The sequence below is a fragment of the Pseudomonas sp. P4_D7 genome, from assembly GCF_056401755.1.
Genome location: NZ_JBFUIR010000004.1, coordinates 18,476 through 35,434 on the forward strand (window position 1 = coordinate 18,476; position 16,959 = coordinate 35,434).

Annotated in this window: 12 protein-coding genes; 8 read left to right on the forward strand and 4 right to left on the reverse strand. The window is 60.6% G+C overall.

The window, feature by feature from the left end:
• Positions 1 to 61: 61 nt before the first annotated feature.
• The 4 genes from AC1DVF_RS04750 to AC1DVF_RS04765 are packed head-to-tail and all read left to right on the forward strand — an operon-like array spanning position 62 to position 6,568.
• Positions 62 to 1,714 (forward strand): VRR-NUC domain-containing protein, encoded by a 1,653-nt coding sequence (locus tag AC1DVF_RS04750; RefSeq protein ID WP_477782120.1) that lies wholly within the window; start codon positions 62 to 64, stop codon positions 1,712 to 1,714.
• On the forward strand, positions 1,711 to 4,029 hold the full coding sequence (locus tag AC1DVF_RS04755) for an ATP-dependent DNA helicase (RefSeq protein ID WP_477782121.1): 2,319 nt from the start codon (positions 1,711 to 1,713) through the stop codon (positions 4,027 to 4,029). The genes AC1DVF_RS04750 and AC1DVF_RS04755 overlap by 4 nt, the downstream gene beginning before the upstream one ends.
• A gap of 5 nt (positions 4,030 to 4,034) precedes the next feature.
• A complete protein-coding gene (locus tag AC1DVF_RS04760) occupies positions 4,035 to 5,975 on the forward strand; it encodes a hybrid sensor histidine kinase/response regulator (RefSeq protein ID WP_477782122.1) in 1,941 nt (646 codons plus the stop codon).
• Between the two features lie 56 nt (positions 5,976 to 6,031).
• Complete coding sequence (locus tag AC1DVF_RS04765) at positions 6,032 to 6,568, forward strand: hypothetical protein (protein WP_016983364.1); 537 nt, start codon at positions 6,032 to 6,034, stop codon at positions 6,566 to 6,568.
• Between the two features lie 289 nt (positions 6,569 to 6,857).
• On the opposite strand, the gene AC1DVF_RS04770 is transcribed toward AC1DVF_RS04765, so the two are convergent.
• The 4 genes from AC1DVF_RS04770 to AC1DVF_RS04785 form a co-directional block, all read right to left on the reverse strand.
• A complete protein-coding gene (locus tag AC1DVF_RS04770) occupies positions 6,858 to 7,154 on the reverse strand; it encodes a hypothetical protein (protein ID WP_099759219.1) in 297 nt (98 codons plus the stop codon).
• 180 nt (positions 7,155 to 7,334) lie between these two features.
• Positions 7,335 to 8,684 carry a cation:proton antiporter gene (locus tag AC1DVF_RS04775; RefSeq protein WP_477782123.1) on the reverse strand — a complete coding sequence of 450 codons (1,350 nt, stop codon included), beginning with the start codon at positions 8,682 to 8,684 and terminating at the stop codon, positions 7,335 to 7,337.
• 90 nt (positions 8,685 to 8,774) lie between these two features.
• Positions 8,775 to 9,632 carry a glucose 1-dehydrogenase gene (locus AC1DVF_RS04780; RefSeq protein WP_460128871.1) on the reverse strand — a complete coding sequence of 286 codons (858 nt, stop codon included), beginning with the start codon at positions 9,630 to 9,632 and terminating at the stop codon, positions 8,775 to 8,777.
• 214 nt (positions 9,633 to 9,846) lie between these two features.
• Positions 9,847 to 11,001 (reverse strand): MalY/PatB family protein, encoded by a 1,155-nt coding sequence (locus AC1DVF_RS04785; protein ID WP_477782124.1) that lies wholly within the window; start codon positions 10,999 to 11,001, stop codon positions 9,847 to 9,849.
• A 357-nt stretch (positions 11,002 to 11,358) separates the two neighbouring features.
• Here AC1DVF_RS04785 and fdnG point away from each other — a divergent pair, with 357 nt between their 5' ends.
• The 4 genes from fdnG to fdhE are packed head-to-tail and all read left to right on the forward strand — an operon-like array spanning position 11,359 to position 16,952.
• Positions 11,359 to 14,424, forward strand: coding sequence for a formate dehydrogenase-N subunit alpha (fdnG, locus tag AC1DVF_RS04790; protein ID WP_139213394.1), 3,066 nt, complete (start codon positions 11,359 to 11,361; stop codon positions 14,422 to 14,424).
• On the forward strand, positions 14,425 to 15,360 hold the full coding sequence (gene fdxH, locus AC1DVF_RS04795; RefSeq protein WP_477782125.1) for a formate dehydrogenase subunit beta: 936 nt from the start codon (positions 14,425 to 14,427) through the stop codon (positions 15,358 to 15,360).
• The gene (locus tag AC1DVF_RS04800) at positions 15,357 to 16,022 is read left to right on the forward strand and encodes a formate dehydrogenase subunit gamma (RefSeq protein ID WP_477782126.1); all 666 of its coding nucleotides are present in this window, start codon (positions 15,357 to 15,359) and stop codon (positions 16,020 to 16,022) included. The genes fdxH and AC1DVF_RS04800 overlap by 4 nt, the downstream gene beginning before the upstream one ends.
• Before the next feature lie 3 nt (positions 16,023 to 16,025).
• Positions 16,026 to 16,952, forward strand: coding sequence for a formate dehydrogenase accessory protein FdhE (gene fdhE / locus AC1DVF_RS04805; protein ID WP_477782127.1), 927 nt, complete (start codon positions 16,026 to 16,028; stop codon positions 16,950 to 16,952).
• Positions 16,953 to 16,959 lie beyond the last annotated feature (7 nt).

The following is a 16,959-nucleotide window of genomic DNA, read 5'->3' on the forward strand; positions in this document are numbered from 1 at the left end:
CGGGGCACAGCTGGTATCTGTACGCATAACCAGTACTCGCTTGCCATGGCCCAGAATCCCCGTGACTGCCAATCCCCTCGACGATCCGTTCTATTACCTTAACAACTTCCGGCAAGTGCTTGATTGGCTTGAGCTTCGTTATGCCGATGTAATGAGCGAACCGGAACACGCGTTCATCCGCGACTTCAAGGCCTTGCCGCGCGCGTCGCAGGGTTTGCTGGTGCGGATGGTGATGCGCAAGGGTGTGCATTTTCGTGCCGGCAAACTCAATTACCTTGAAATCGGTGACATCGCCGAGGCCGCGCAGCCCTTGCTGGAGTACGGCTGGATCGACGAACACGCGCCGCTGGTCCTCGCCGAGTTGTTCGATGTGTTGCTCAAGGCCGAGATCCTGCAAGCGTTCGCAGCCTTTATCGAGCAACCCAAGGGCCGCAAGGACGATTGGCTGCCGCTCCTCGCCGAGCAGTTTGCAGACGCTCGCAGCCTGCGCGACTGGGCGCCGCTGCTCGATGATCGCTTGTTCAGCCTGACCATCATGGACCTGTGCGATCGCTTGCGGCTGATGTTCTTCGGCAACCTGTATCAGGACTGGTCGGAATTCGTCCTCGCCGACCTTGGCATCTTCACTTATGAAAAAGTCGAATTCTGCGCCGACTCGCGGGGCCTGCGCAGTCGCGATGACGTCGATGCGTGCCTGTTCCTGCACAACTGTCAATTGCGTTTCGAGGCCGGTGAGCCACTGGACACCATTGTTGCGCAGGTCAGCGCCTTGCACTTCGACAACCCGTGGCTGCAGCGCCGGCGTGGCAAGGTGCTGTTCCAGATCGGCCAGTATTGCGAGCGCATCGGCGAGTTTGCCCTGGCCCTGAGCATTTACCGCGACTGCGCCTATCCCGGCGCCCGTTTACGCATGATCCGCGTGCTGGAGCGCAGCGGCGAATACTCATTGGCACTGGAGCTCGCCACGCTGGCCGAACAGGCGCCGGAAAGCGCTGCCGAGCAGCAAGGCCTGCAACGGATATTGCCAAGGGTGCGGCGCAAACTCGGTGGCCCGCCGCTCAAACGCGTAGCGGCCAGACCGGTCGAGCGGCTGGATCTGCAATTGCCACGCACCGACCCAGCCTTGTCTGTGGAGTTTTACGTGCAGGCGCATCTGCACGATGACGACGGCCCGGTGCATTACGTGGAAAACAGCCTGATCAACTCACTGTTTGGCCTGTTGTGCTGGCCGGCGATTTTCGCACCGTTGCCTGGGGCATTCTTCCACCCGTTTCAGCGTGGCCCGGTGGACCTGCTCAACGAAGATTTCCAGCAACGCCGCGCTGAGCTGTTCCAGGCGTGCCTGAGCGAACTCGACGACGGCCGCTATGCCGCGACCATTCGCCAGCGCTTTGTCGACAAATGGGGCGTCCAGTCGCCATTCGTATTCTGGGGCGCGGTGAATGAACAATTGCTTGAGCAGGCGTTGGCCTGTCTACCCGCTGAGCACCTTAAACATTGGTTCAACCGTTTGCTGCTCGACATCAAGGCCAACCGCGCCGGCATGCCCGACCTGATCCAGTTCTGGCCGCAGCACAAAACCTACCGAATGATTGAAGTGAAAGGCCCCGGCGATCGCCTGCAGGACAACCAGCTGCGCTGGCTTGAGTTCTGTCACCAACACCAGATGCCGGTGGCCGTGTGTTACGTGCAATGGGCGGAGCAGAGCGCTTGAGTTACAGCATTGCCGTGCGCGCACTGTGCGAGTTCACCGCCAAGACCGGCGACCTCGACCTGCGCTTCACCCCATCGCCCACGGCGCTGGAAGGCATCGCCGGCCACCGCACTGTGGCCTCGCGGCGCAGCGAAAAGTATCAAAGCGAAGTGGCGCTCGAAGGCGAGTTTCTGCAGTTGAAGGTCAAGGGCAGGGCGGACGGCTACGACCCGGCGCAAACCTGCCTGGAAGAAGTTAAAACCTACCGTGGCGACCTGAGTAAGCAACCGGCCAATCACCGCCAGTTGCACTGGGCGCAGGCGAAGATCTACGGCTGGTTGATGTGCCGCAAACTCGAACTTGAGCAGATCAATCTGGCGCTGGTGTATTTCGATATCGTCAGCGAGAAGGAAACCTGCCTGGTCGAGGCCTTCAGCGCCGAAACCCTCAAGGCCTTTTTCGAACAGCAATGCACGCTGTTCCTGCAATGGGCCGAACAGGAAATGGCCCATCGCGAAGCGCGCAATCTGGCCGCGCAGCAACTGGCGTTTCCCCATGCCGATTTTCGTCCCGGTCAGCGGCACTTGGCGGAGTCAGTGTTCAAAGCTGTCAGCACCGGCCGTTGCCTGATGGCCCAGGCACCGACCGGCATCGGCAAAACCCTCGGCACGCTGTTCCCGATGCTCAAGGCCCTGGCGCCGCAGCAACTGGACAAGGTGTTCTTCCTGACCGCCAAGACACCTGGGCGCAAACTGGCGCTGGATGCCAGTCAGGTGCTGTTCGATCAGTCACCAGCCTTGCCCTTGCGGGTGCTGGAAATGGTCGCCCGCGACAAGGCCTGCGAACATCCGGACAAAGCCTGTCACGGCGAATCCTGCCCGTTGGCCCAGGGCTTTTATGATCGCCTGCCGGCCGCGCGGGAAGCGGCCAGCCGAATCCGCCTGCTCGACCAAGCCGCCATGCGCGAGATCGCCGCGCAACACGCGGTGTGCCCGTATTACCTGAGTCAGGAGATGGCCCGTTGGGTAGACGTGGTGATCGCCGACTACAACTATTACTTCGACTTCAGCGCCATGCTGTTCGGTCTGGCCCAGCTCAATCAATGGAAAGTCGCGGTGCTGGCGGACGAGGCGCACAACCTGGTCGAACGCGGCCGGCAGATGTACAGCGCCAGTCTTGATCAGTTCACCCTGGGCAGCGTGCGCAAAACCGCGCCGGCACCGCTGAAAAGCTCCCTGCAACGGATCAACCGTGAATGGAACGCGCTGCATGCGCCGCAACTGGCGGCGTATCAGGCTTACGACAAGGCCCCGGAAAAACTCCTGCAAGCGATCTCGTTGTGTTGCGCGGCCATTGGCGATTACCTCAATGACCATCCGCAGGGCCTCGACAGCGCCTTGCAGAACTTCTATTTCGACCTGCTGCAATTCGCCCGGGTGGCGGAGCTGTACGACGAGCATTACCTGTTCGACATCAGCAAGCGCGACCTCGACCGCAAAAAGCCGCTGTCGCAGTTATGCCTGCGCAACGTGGTGCCGGCCGCGTTCATTGGCCCGCGCCTGAAAGCGGCGCGCAGCAGCGTGCTGTTTTCCGCGACCCTCAGCCCGCGTCACTATTACGCCGATTTGCTTGGCACGCCCGCCGACACCGTGTGGATCGACGTCGAATCGCCGTTTTGCGCCGAGCAGTTGCAGGTGCAGATCGTCAGTCGCATCTCGACACGCTTCAACCATCGTCAGGCCTCGCTGGAGCCGATCGTCGAATTGATCGCGCGGCAGTTCAGCGAACGTCCGGGCAACTATCTGGCGTTTTTCAGCAGCTTCGATTATCTGCAACAAGTGGCGTCGTTACTCGCTGAGCGTTACCCGCACATCAGCCTGTGGCAGCAATCGCGGGGCATGCTCGAAGGGGCGCGGCAGGCCTTTCTCGATCAGTTCACCGCGCACAGCCAGGGCGTCGGCTTTGCCGTATTGGGCGGTGCGTTCGGCGAAGGCATCGATTTACCCGGTGCGCAGCTGATCGGCGCGTTCATTGCCACCCTGGGGCTGGCGCAGTTCAATCCGGTCAACGAACAACTCAAACACCGCATGGCCGCCATCTTCGGCGCCGGTTACGACTACACCTACCTGTACCCGGGCGTGCAGAAAGTGGTGCAGGCCGCCGGGCGAGTCATCCGCACCCGTGAGGATAGCGGCGTGGTCATGCTGATTGACGATCGCTTTGCCGAGAGCCGGATCAAACAGCTGCTGCCGCGCTGGTGGGCAATCAATCATGAGACGGACGCTTCCCAATTTGCCGGATTACCGCATACTTCTGCTCATGACAATGGCTGGTGAGTGTGATGAGCGAGAAAAACAAGACCGCGGCGATCGAAGAGATGCGTTTTCGTCTGTTGATCGATGCGGTGGTCGACTATGCGATCTACATGATCGATCCCGACGGCATCATCACCAGTTGGAACTCTGGCGCCAAACGCTTCAAGGGCTACGAAGAAGCGGAAATCCTCGGCGAACATTTCTCCCGCTTCTATACAGCTGAGGATCGCGCCGCCGGTCTGCCGCAGCGTGCGCTCGACACGGCGATCCGTGAGGGACGTTTCGAAGGCGAGGGCTGGCGGGTGCGCAAGGACGGCACCAATTTCTGGTCGCATGTGGTCATCGACCCGATCATTGATCCCGACGGCAAATTGCTCGGTTTCGCCAAGATCACCCGCGACCTGACCGACCGCAAAATGGCCGAAGAAACCCTCAAGCAAAGCGAGCAGCAGTTCCGCTTGCTGGTGCAGGGCGTCACCGACTACGCCATCTACATGCTCAGTCCCGAAGGCCGGGTCAGCAACTGGAACCAGGGCGCGCAGCGGATCAAAGGCTATCTGCCGGAAGAAATCATCGGTCAGCATTTTTCGCTGTTCTATACCCCCGAGGACCGCGAACTCGGCGAGCCGCAACGGGCGCTGGAAATCGCCACCCGCGAGGGCCGTTTCGAGAACAAGAGCTGGCGCATGCGCAAGGACGGCACGCGGTTTCTCGCTCATGTGGTGGTCGATGCGATTCGTGGTGACACCGGCACATTGCTCGGTTTTGCCAAGATCACCCGCGACATCACCGAGACCCACCAGGCGCAACAGGCGCTGGAGAAAACCCGTGAAGCGCTGTTCCAGGCGCAGAAGATGCAGGCCATCGGTCAGCTCAGCGGTGGCATTGCCCATGACTTCAATAATCTGCTGACGGTGATTCTCGGTAACCTCGAGATTGTGCAAAAGCGCGTGGGCGACGATGCGAAAATCAGCCGCCTGCTGGAAAACGCCACCCAAGGCGCCTTGCGCGGCGTGTCGCTGACCCAGCGCATGCTGGCGTTCGCCCGCCGTCAGGAATTGAAGACCGAGTCAGTCGATATTGCGCAATTGGTTCAGGGCATCAGCGGTTTGCTGCGCAGTTCGCTGGGGCCGGGTATCCGTGTCGACACGCGGTTTCCCGACGATCTCGAGCCGGTGCTGGCGGACACCAATCAGTTGGAGCTGGCCTTGCTCAATCTGGCGACCAACGCCCGCGACGCCATGCCCGATGGAGGTACGGTGAGCATCAGCGCTGAACCGCAAGTGGTGCTTGAACTGGGGCATTCGGATCTGCCTGCGGGGCGTTACGTCTGCCTCAGCGTAATCGACACCGGGGAGGGCATGGATGAGCACACGCTGGCGTCGGCCAGAGATCCGTTCTTCACCACCAAAGGCTTGGGCAAGGGCACCGGGCTGGGCTTGTCGATGGTCCACGGCTTCATGGAACAACTCGGTGGCCGTTTCATTCTCAAGAGTGCCAAGGCCCAGGGCACCAAGGCAGAACTGTGGATTCCGGTGGCCGGCGAGGGTACCGTCAGCAAGTCGCTGCAGCCACACGCCGAGCCCGTGGTGGTACCAAGACTCAGCGTGCTGGTGGTGGATGACGATTCGCTGGTGTTGACCAGCACCAGTCTGCTGCTCGAAGACCTCGGCCATCGGGTGGTCAGTGCGACGTCCGGTGCGCAAGCGCTGGCGTTGTTCGATCAGGGCGAGGTCATCGACCTGATGATCACCGACATGGCCATGCCGAAGATGAGCGGCGCGCAACTGGCCCATGCCGTGCGCGTGCTCAAACCGGATCTGCCGATCATCCTGGCCACCGGCTACGCCGAACGTCTGGAAGGCTTTGCCGCGCAACTGCCACGATTGCCCAAGCCGTTTACGCAGATGAATCTGGTGGCAATCATTGCCCAATCGATGAAACAAGGCGTCGGTCAATCCGTCTGAACTTGCGCGCCAACGGGGACTTCTAAACGTTTTCCCCGCCCCGGAGCGTGCATCTTTTGTCTCGCATACTGACTGAGCCCACCGCTGAAGAAACCCTGACCGAACATGACGCCAAGATGTTTGGCTCACCCAAGGAACGGCTGGATTTCTATCGGCGGGAGATCCAGTACGAAACCAGCATCCTCGCCAACCGTACCGACGCTTATCTGGCGGCGCAGTCGTTTCTGGTGATTGCCTTTGCCTCGTGCATGGCCAACCTCAACCCGGAGTGGGGCAAGTTGTTCACGCTGGTGGTGCCACCGTTTCTTGCGCTGCTCGGGCTGCTCAGCTCACTGAACGCCTGGCCGGGGATTCGCGCGGCGTACGACATCATCGACCACTGGCATTTCAAGCAAAGCCACTTGCTGCACAGCGAGCCGCTGATGGGCCTGGCGTATGACGAATCGCCGCTGTTCAGCGAGATGGAATCGAGCCACAAGGGCTATCGCAAGTCGCTGCTGTTTTCGGTGCGTACGCCGTGGATCTTTGCGACGTTCTGGGTGTTGCTGGGGAGTTATGCGGTGTTTATTCAGGTGACCAATCCGGGGGGATGATTGGTCTTCACGCAAAAGCCCGGCTTATATCGCCGGGCTTTTTCATTCGCTCGGATTTTGTGTTGCCATTCAGATCGATCCCCCTCACCCCAGCCCTCTCCCCCAATGGGGGCGAGGGGGAAGGGAGCAGATCTTCGTTGTACTCAAAATCTGCGTTCGACTCGGTATCTCAATGTCGTGGTCAGAATCTGCGTTCGACTCGGTATCTCAGGTCGGCGTACCTCGACCATTCACCTCGGTCAGTTCCCTCTCCCTCTGGGAGAGGGCTAGGGTGAGGGGCTGTTCTGGCTCATTCCACAGTTTCAAGCTCTCGACGCAATGCCACCGAATTCTGCGAGGACATCGGGATCGGCGGAAAATCCTCGTTCAACACGCACAAATGATCGATGGCATCTTCAAACATCAAATCGGCTTTCTTGCGCAGCGCCCGGTAGTGCTCGAATTGCTCGATATCCAGGTGTTCAACGTCGAGCAGCGCATTGGCCGCGCGGTTGAGGGTGTGAGCGTTATCGAACAATTGACGATTGCGTTCCAGAGCCAGTGCTCTGCAAGCCTTGATTTGCGCAGGAGTCGAGCATTCTTTCATGACCGTGACCTTATTCTTCAAGGATTCCGTTTCATAGGCGTAGCGCCGCAGGGGAACCGAACCTGCCAGGCCCCGCCGGACATATCCGGCGAGGGGTTATGCTTGTGACTGCCGGCCATTAATCAGGGATCCATTTTTTTATAGAAAAAAATTCGATCAATTCCCGGTTAAATCCGCAAATCAAAAATCAGTTTTTTGTTTTTTGCGCTGTTCGTAACGGGCGAGGATCGGTTGCGTGCTGATGCCGTGGAGCAAGATGCTCAGCGCCACCACCGACAAGGTCAGATCGGTACACAGGCTGGCCACCGTGTCGGTCAACCCGTGGTTCAAGGCATAAAACAGATAAAACAGGCTGCCAATACCGCGAATGCCAAACCAGCCGATCAACAGCCGTTGCCTTCCTTTGAGCAGTGCGCCCCAAGGCATCAACGCGACGCAGGCCGGGCGGATCAGGCAGAACAGCACGCCGCCCACCAGCAACGCCCGCCAGTCCCAGTGCGCCACCAGCACCACGCCGAGCAGGGTCACTAGAAATACTTCCATGGCGCGCTCGACCAGACTGCCGAACGACAGCATGTCGCCCATCATGATCCCGGCGGCGACCTGGCTGCTTTCCAGCCGTTCGGTGTTGCCGTGCACCGCGTGCTGCGGTTCGACGTTCTGATGACCGACCACCGGCTGCACCAAGTGCTCGGCGGGCGGTTGCCCGGCGCCGGTGGATTTGACTTCGACCTGACGCAGGCCCAACCCGGCAGCGAACACCGACAGAAAACCATAGCCGCCAATCGCCTCGGCAACGACATACGCCAGGGCAATCAACGACAACGCCAGATAGTCGTTCGGGCTGAGCGTGCTGTCGTCATTGTGAATACGCAACGACAGGGTCACGCGGCCGATACCACGGCCCATCCAGTAACCGGTGAGCAGACCTGCGGGCACCGCCCACAACAAACTGCGCAAGACCCAGCCCTGCCACTCGGCGGCAGAGCCATCACCGTGAATCAACAACAAGCCGAGAATCACAAACGGAAACGCCACCCCGTCATTCAGCCCGGCCTCACCCGAAAGGCCGAAACGCACGCTGTCGACATCCCGCGCATCATTGACCTGCACCAGCGCCGCCAGCACCGGGTCGGTGGGCGCCAGCATCGCCCCGATCAACAACGCCGGCCCCCACGGCAAGCGCAAAGCAAAATGCAGCAGCAGGCACACCCCGGCGATGGTCAGCACCATTACGGGGCCGGCGAGGCCGAAGGCGATTCGCCAACGCTTGTCGCGCAGCGGCAGGCGCAATTTCAGGCCGCAGACGAACAGAGAGAAGAGCACCGCGACTTCCGTCAGGTGCTCCATCCACAGCGAGGCGTCTTCCAGGGATAGTTTCAGCAGATCGAGACCACTGGGGCCGATGCCGATACCCAGCAGCAGACAAACCGCCGAGGTGGTCACCGGCATCCAGCGCAGGTATGACGACGTCAGTGCCAGGGTCAGCAGCACGGCGCCGAGTACGGCGACCCACACGATAAAACTCATGATCTGCCGCCCTCAAATGTTTGATGTGACGGCAATCGCACCGTGTTCAATGGGCCTTCAGTTTTACTGTAGGCGTTGGCGAAGGCGTCATCACAACATCGGTTTGCCACCGGTCACGCCATAGCGCTGGCCGGTGATGTAACTGGCTTCGTCCGAGGCCAGCAACACGTAGATCGGCGCCACTTCCACCGGTTGGCCGGGGCGGCCGAGCGGGGTGTTGCCGCCGAAGTTCTGCACTTCTTCATCGGGCATGGTCGAGACGATCAGCGGCGTCCAGATTGGCCCCGGTGCTACGCAGTTCACGCGGATTTCCTTTGGCCCGAGCATCTGCGCCAGACCGCCGGTGAAGTTGGCGATCGCGCCTTTGGTCGTGGCGTAGGCGAGCAGGGTGGGTTTGGGCATGTCCGAGTTGATCGAGCTGGTGTTGATGATCGACGAACCGGCGCGCATGTGTTTTATCGCGGCCTGACACAAGCGGAAGATCGCGGTGATGTTGACGTCGAAGGTCATCACCCATTCGTCGTCGGGGATTTCTTCGAAGGTTTCGTGGGTCATCTGGAACGCGGCGTTGTTGACCAGCACATCAATGCGGCCGAAGCGTTCCACGGTCTTGTCGACCAAGGCCTGGCAATGGGCCTTTTGCGCAATATCGCCGGGTAATAGCAGGCACTGGCGCCCGGCCTGCTCGACCCAGCGCGCGGTTTCCTGGGCGTCTTCGTGTTCATTCAGATAGGCGACCGCAACGTCGGCGCCTTCACGGGCGAAAGCAATTGCCACGGCGCGGCCGATACCGCTGTCGGCACCGGTGATCAGGGCGATCTTGCCGGACAGTCGCCCGGAGCCGACATAGCTCTGCTCGCCGCAATCGGGATAGGGCTGCATCTTGCCTTGGGCGCCGGGCACGGTTTGGGCTTGTGCGGGGAAGGGTGGTTTTGGATAGTCGGTCATCGCGGGTCTCCGAGGTCTCAGGGCAGGTATGGGTGGTTGACCCGGGGTGTTTGCCGTGAGTTCGATCGGATTTACGCTGCATTTCTGACTTGGAAATGCAAAACCAATGTGGGAGCGAGCCTGCTCGCGAATGCGGTGGTTCAGTCAACATTGATGTCGGCTGACACTCCGCCTTCGCGAGCAAGCTCGCTCCCACAGGGGATCATCTGAGGTTTCAGGTGTTGCGTTGTGTCAGCGCACGCTCCATGCGGGCGATGCCTTCTTCGAGCAGCGAAAGCGGGCAGCCGAAGTTCAGACGGACGAACTGCTGGTGCTGATCGCCGAAGTCCAGACCGGCGCTGAGGCCAACCTTGCCCTGCTCAAGGAAGAACTGCTGCGGGTTGTCCAGGTCCAGCGCCGAGCAATCCAGCCACGCCAGATAGGTGCCCTGCGGCACATTCATGGTCACGCCCGGCAAGCGGTTGCGCACCGCTTCTACCAGCCAGTCGCGATTGGCTTGCAGGTAGGTTTTCAGCTCGGCCAGCCACGGCCCGCCTTCGCTGTAAGCCACGCGAGTAGCTTCCATGCCCAGCGGGTTGACGCTGTCGACCATGCCGCAACGGGCGTGATTGACGCGTTCGCGCAGGGCGGCGTTCTGGATGATCATGAACGAGGTCTTGAGGCCGGCGATGTTGTAGGCCTTGCTCGCCGACATCAGCGTGATGGTGCGCTCGGCGATCTCCGCGCTCAGCGACGCCGTCGGAATATGTACGCGACCGTCGAAGCACAGCTCGGCGTGGATTTCGTCGGAGATGATCCAGGCGTCCTGCGCCGCACAGATGTCGGCCACGGCTTGCAGCTCGTCACGGCCAAACACCTTGCCGATCGGGTTGTGCGGGTTGCTCAGCAACAGCGCGCCACCGCCGTTCAGCGACTCACGCAATACGTCCAGCGGCGTCAGGTAAGTGCCGTCAGCCTGCGCGACGAACTCCAGTTCAACCTTGTTCAAGCCCCAATGCCCCGGCGCGTGGCGCAGTGGCGGGTAGTTGGGCACTTGCACCACGACGTTCTGCTGTGGCTGCACCAGCGCTTTCAAAGCCATGTTGAAGCCCGACTCGACGCCCGGCAGGAAGATCAGCTCTTGCGGTTTGACCTTCCAGGAAAACTTGCTCCAGAGGTCGGCGACGATGGCGTCACGCAAGTTGTCCTGCGCCACGCTGTAGCCCACCAGCGGATGCAGCAAGCGTTGTTGCAGCGCCTCGATCACCACCGGCGGCGCGGCGAAATCCATATCAGCGACCCACATCGGCAACACGTCGGCGCAATAGCGGCTCCACTTGGTGCTGCCGGTGTTGTGGCGGTCGAATACCTGATCAAAATCGAAAGTCATGCGCGGTCTCGTGAAGGCGGGAATGGTCCTGCTGGCCATTCTAAGCCTCCATCCCCTGTGGGGGCGAGCTTGCTGCTTATAAGGTTCACACAATACCTGTGGGAGCGAGCTTGCTCGCGAAGGCGTCGTATCAGTCAGCATCGATGTCGAATGACACACCGCTTTCGCGAGCAAGCTCGCTCCCACAGGGTTTGGTGGTCTTCAGTTAAAGAGCCGACAAACGGCCGACGGTCGGTTTTCACACAGATCGTGTGGTCATTGTCTACAGTGAAAAAGTCGGCAGACGTTTGCCGCAACCGTGATTGTCCAGATAAAACCCGGCACCAGTACCGGGTTCCACCTGATCAGGAGTGCACGATGGATCTCAGCCGTCGTCAGTTCTTCAAGGTCGCCGGTATCGGCCTTGCAGGCTCTAGCCTGGGCGCGTTGGGCATGGCCCCGACGCCAGCCTTCGCCGAGCAGGTGCGCCACTTCAAGCTTGCCCACACCCATGAAACCCGCAACACCTGCCCGTATTGCTCGGTCGGTTGCGGGTTGATCATGTACAGCCAGGGCGATGCCGCGAAGAACGTCGCGCAAAGCATCATTCATATTGAGGGCGACGCCGACCACCCGGTCAACCGCGGCACCCTCTGCCCGAAAGGCGCAGGCCTTCTCGATTTCATTCACAGCCCCGGCCGTTTGCTCTACCCGCAAACACGCAAGCCCGGCAGCAGTGAATGGACGCGAATCAGTTGGGACGAAGCGCTTGATCGCATCGTCGACCTGATGAAAGCCGACCGCGATGCCAATTTCATCGAGAAAAATGCCAACGGGCAAACGGTGAATCGCTGGTTGAGCACCGGTTTTCTCGCGGCGTCGGCGGCGTCCAACGAAGCCGGCTACATCACCCAGAAGGTGATTCGCAGTCTTGGCATGCTGGGGTTCGATAACCAGGCGCGTGTCTGACACGGCCCGACGGTGGCAAGTCTTGCCCCGACGTACGGCCGTGGTGCCATGACCAATACCTGGACCGATATCGCCAACGCGAATCTGATCCTGGTGATGGGCGGCAACGCAGCAGAAGCGCATCCGTGCGGCTTCAAATGGGTAACCGAGGCCAAAGCGCACAACGCTGCGCGGCTGATCGTGGTCGATCCGCGTTTTACCCGGACCGCGTCCGTGGCCGACTATTACGCGCCGATCCGCACCGGCACCGACATCGCCTTCATGGGCGGTTTGATCAATTACCTGCTGACCGAGGACAAGATCCAGCACGAATACGTGCGCAACTACACCGACATGTCGTTCATCGTCAGAGCAGGCTACGGCTTTGAAGACGGGATCTTCAGCGGCTACGACGCGGAGAAACGCAGCTACACCGACAAATCCGGCTGGGGTTACGAGATGGGCGACGACGGTTTCGTCAGAGTCGACCCGACCCTGCAAGACCCGCGCTGCGTCTATCAACTGATGAAGCAGCATTACAGCCGCTACACCATCGACCTCGCCAGCCAGATCTGCGGCATGCCGGTCGATGCCATGCAGAAAATCTGGGAAGAGATCGCCACCTGCTCGACGCCGGGCAAGACCATGACGATTCTCTACGCCCTCGGCTGGACGCAGCACTCGATCGGCGCGCAGATCATTCGCAGCGCGGCGATGGTGCAATTGCTGCTAGGCAATGTCGGCATGCCCGGCGGCGGGGTCAACGCCTTGCGCGGTCACTCGAATATTCAGGGCCTGACCGACCTTGGCTTGCTCTCCAATGCGCTGCCGGGCTACCTGACACTGGGCAGCGACACCGAGCAGGATTACGCCCAGTTCATCCACAAACGCACGCAAGTCCCGCTGCGGCCGGGGCAATTGTCCTATTGGCAGAACTACAGCAAATTCCACGTCAGTCTGATGAAATCGTGGTACGGCGCCAACGCCACTGCCGAGAACAATTGGTGCTACGACCATTTGCCGAAGCTCGACATCCCCAACTACGACGTGCTGAAAATGTTCGACCTGATGAGCCAGGGCAAGGTCAACGGCTACTTCTGCCAAGGCTTCAATCCGATCGCCGCGCTGCCGGACAAGAACCGCGTGATGGGTGCCTTGGCCAAGCTGAAATGGCTGGTGGTGATGGATCCGCTCGCTACCGAAACCTCGGAGTTCTGGCACAACGTCGGGCCGTACAACGACGTGAAAAGTGCCGAGATCCAGACCGAAGTCATTCGCCTGCCCACCACCTGTTTTGCCGAAGAGGACGGCTCACTGGTCAACAGCAGTCGCTGGCTGCAATGGCACTGGAAAGGCGCCGATGGCCCGGGCGAAGCGCAGACCGACATTCGCATCATGAGCGAGCTGTTCCTGCGCCTGCGCAAGCGCTATCAGGCCGAGGGCGGCAAATTCCCTGATCCGCTGCTGAAACTGACGTGGCCGTACAAGATCCCCGACGAGCCTTCGCCGGAAGAGTTGGCCAAGGAAATCAACGGCAGCGCCGTGGCGGATTTCACCGATGCCACAGGGGTGGCGGTCAAGGCCGGCTCGCAACTGGCCGGGTTTGGCTTGCTCAAGGATGACGGCAGCACCGCGTCCGGTTGCTGGATCTTCGCCGGCAGCTGGACCGAGGCCGGTAACCAGATGGCCCGCCGCGACAACGCCGATCCGTACGGCATGCATCAGCATCTCGGCTGGGCGTGGGCCTGGCCGGCCAACCGGCGGATTCTCTACAACCGCGCTTCGGCGGACGTCGCCGGCAAACCGTGGGACCCGAAAAAACGCTTGGTGTGGTGGAACGGCAAGGCCTGGGGCGGTACCGATGTGCCGGACTACAAGGCTGATGTGCCGCCGGAAGCCGGGATGAACCCGTTCATCATGAACCCCGAAGGCGTGGCGCGGTTCTTCGCCGTCGACAAGATGAACGAAGGGCCATTTCCCGAGCACTACGAGCCGTTCGAAACACCGATCGGCATCAACCCGTTGCACCCGCAAAACAAGAAAGCCACCAGCAACCCGGCGGCGCGGATCTTCGATTCGGTCTGGGAAACCCTTGGCGAGGCCAAGGACTTCCCGTACGCCGGCACCAGTTACCGGCTCACCGAGCATTTCCACTTCTGGAGCAAGCACTGCAAGTTGAACGCGATTGCCCAGCCTGAGCAGTTCGTCGAAATCGGTGAAGTGCTGGCGAAAGAGAAGGGCATCGCTGCCGGTGATCGTGTGCGCGTCAGTTGCAAGCGCGGCTTTATCGAAGCGGTGGCGGTGGTGACGAAAAGGATCCGGCCGCTGCAGGTCAACGGCCAGGTCGTGCATCAGATCGGCATCCCGCTGCATTGGGGGTTCACCGGCCTGACGCGTCACGGTTACCTGACCAACACCCTGGTGCCGTTCCTCGGCGATGGCAATACCCAGACCCCGGAATCCAAGTCATTCCTGGTCAACGTGGAGAAACTGTAAATGGCCAGCCAAGACATCATTGCCCGCTCGGCCACCACAACCGTGCCGCCGTCGGTGAGGAATCAGGAAGCGGTGGCGAAGCTGATCGACACCACCAAATGCATCGGCTGCAAGGCCTGCCAAGTCGCCTGCTCGGAATGGAACGAGCTGCGCGACGAGGTCGGCCACAACCACGGCACCTACGACAACCCGCAAGACCTGAGCGCGGAAACCTGGACGTTGATGCGTTTCACCGAACACGAAACCGACGCCGGCAACCTTGAGTGGCTGATCCGCAAGGACGGCTGCATGCACTGCGCCGAACCCGGTTGCCTGGCGGCGTGCCCGAGTCCCGGTGCGATCATCAAACACGCCAACGGCATCGTCGATTTCGATCAGGACCACTGCATCGGTTGCGGTTATTGCATCACCGGTTGCCCGTTCAACATTCCGCGCATTTCGCAAAAGGATCACAAGGCCTACAAGTGCACCTTGTGTTCGGACCGCGTGGCAGTAGGACTGGAGCCGGCCTGCGTGAAAACCTGCCCGACCGGCGCCATCGTCTTCGGCACCAAGGAAGACATGAAGGAACACGCCGCCGAGCGCATCGTCGACCTGAAAAGCCGTGGCTTTGAAAACGCCGGTCTGTATGACCCGGCAGGCGTTGGCGGCACGCACGTGATGTACGTGCTGCACCACGCCGACACGCCGAAAATCTATGCTGGTTTACCGCAAGATCCGGCAATCAGTCCGTTGGTGGGCCTGTGGAAAGGCATCAGCAAACCCTTGGGCCTGCTGGCCATGGGCGCGGCGGTGCTGGCCGGGTTCTTCCATTACGTGCGCATCGGCCCGAACCGGGTTGAAGAGGACGAACATCCGACGCCGCCCGACACCTCGGTGCATGTCGTCGATCCGGCGGTGCACACCTTCGATCCACGCGGGGAGGACCGGTCATGAGCAACAAGACGATCCTGCGTTACACCGCCAACCAGCGCACCAATCACTGGCTGGTGGCGATCCTGTTTTTCATGGCCGGGCTGTCCGGGCTGGCGTTGTTTCATCCGTCGTTGTTCTGGCTGAGCAACCTGTTTGGCGGCGGGCCGTGGACGCGGATTCTGCATCCGTACATGGGCATCGCGATGTTTGTGTTGTTCCTCGGTCTGGTGTTCCGTTTCTGGCGTTCGAATTTCTTTATCGACAACGACTGGAAGTGGATGCGCCGCATTGACCGAGTGTTGGTCAACGATGAAGTAAGCGTGCCACCGGTGGGCAAATACAACGCCGGGCAAAAGCTGCTGTTCTGGACTTTACTCCTGTGCATGCTCGGTTTGCTGTTCACCGGACTGGTGATCTGGCGCGCCTGGTTCAGTGCGTATTTCGGCATTACCGTGATTCGCTGGGCAATGCTCCTGCATGCGCTGGCCGGGTTCATTCTGGTGCTGAGCATCATCATTCACATTTACGCCGGGCTGTGGATCAAGGGTTCGGTGGACGCGATGATGCACGGCTGGGTCAGCCGCGCCTGGGCGAAGAAACACCATGAACTCTGGTATCGCGACATCACCCGCGATGAACGCCAACCGGACGCGCCGGAACGACCGATCACCAAAAAGGGCTGACGTTTGCCAACCATTCTGGAACCTGGGGAAATCGAAGCGGCGGCCAGTTCGCCGCCGTTTCTGCATCTGCCGCCTTCGAACCTGTTTGCGCTGAGGGCTGATCGGCTGGAACAACTGGCCGAGGGGCATGCGCTGGCAGAGTACCTGCGACTGATTGCAGGGCTGTGCCGGGTGCAGCAGCAGGTGTTTGATGATCCGCCGCTGACGGCACCGTTTGATCAGCAACGGATTGAAGCCTGTCAGCAGCATGGTTTGCCGCCGTTTGCGGCGGACACGTTGGTGCGTGAAGAGGGTTGGCAGGCTTATCTCGATGCTTTGTTGCAGCGCTATGCGCCGGTTGAACAGCCTGCTGTCGTCGACGCGGTGGACACTTTGCGCGCCGCCAGTCCCGGCCAATTGCGCGCGTGGGCCGTGGCGTTGGTCAGTGGTCAATATTCGCTGGTGCCGGCGCAACTGGTGCCGTTTCTTGGCGCGGCGCTGCAAGTGGCGTGGAGTCACTGGCTGCTCAGCGCGGCGAATCTGCAACTGAAACCCGGCGACAGCCTCAGCCAATGCCCGGCCTGTGGTTCACCGGCCATGGCCGGGGTGATCCGCCATCGCGGCAAGCACAACGGCTTGCGTTATCTGGTGTGTTCGCTGTGTGCCTGCGAATGGCATGTGGTGCGGGTCAAGTGCGTGTATTGCGAGTCGAGCAAGGGGCTGGATTATCTGAGCCTTGAGGACGATCGCCATGCCGCGAATCAGGCGCCGCTTAGGGCGGAGGTCTGTCCGGGCTGCAACAGCTATCTGAAACTGGTGTATCTGGAGAACGATGCCGATGCCGAGGCGTTGTCGGCGGATCTCGGCAGTTTGCTGCTCGATATGCGTCTGGCGCAGGACGGCTATCAACGTCTGGCGCCTAATCTATTACTGGCCCCCGGAGACGAATGACTACAAC

What these genes read in the sequence shown, in the direction of transcription:
- AC1DVF_RS04760 (WP_477782122.1), top strand. Translation starts at nt 4,035, where the DNA reads ATGAGCGAGAAAAACAAGACCGCGGCGATCGAAGAGATGCGTTTTCGT.
- AC1DVF_RS04770 (WP_099759219.1), bottom strand. Translation starts at nt 7,154, where the DNA reads ATGAAAGAATGCTCGACTCCTGCGCAAATCAAGGCTTGCAGAGCACTG.
- AC1DVF_RS04775 (WP_477782123.1), bottom strand. Translation starts at nt 8,684, where the DNA reads ATGAGTTTTATCGTGTGGGTCGCCGTACTCGGCGCCGTGCTGCTGACC.
- AC1DVF_RS04780 (WP_460128871.1), bottom strand. Translation starts at nt 9,632, where the DNA reads ATGACCGACTATCCAAAACCACCCTTCCCCGCACAAGCCCAAACCGTG.
- AC1DVF_RS04785 (WP_477782124.1), bottom strand. Translation starts at nt 11,001, where the DNA reads ATGACTTTCGATTTTGATCAGGTATTCGACCGCCACAACACCGGCAGC.
- fdxH (WP_477782125.1), top strand. Translation starts at nt 14,425, where the DNA reads ATGGCCAGCCAAGACATCATTGCCCGCTCGGCCACCACAACCGTGCCG.
- AC1DVF_RS04800 (WP_477782126.1), top strand. Translation starts at nt 15,357, where the DNA reads ATGAGCAACAAGACGATCCTGCGTTACACCGCCAACCAGCGCACCAAT.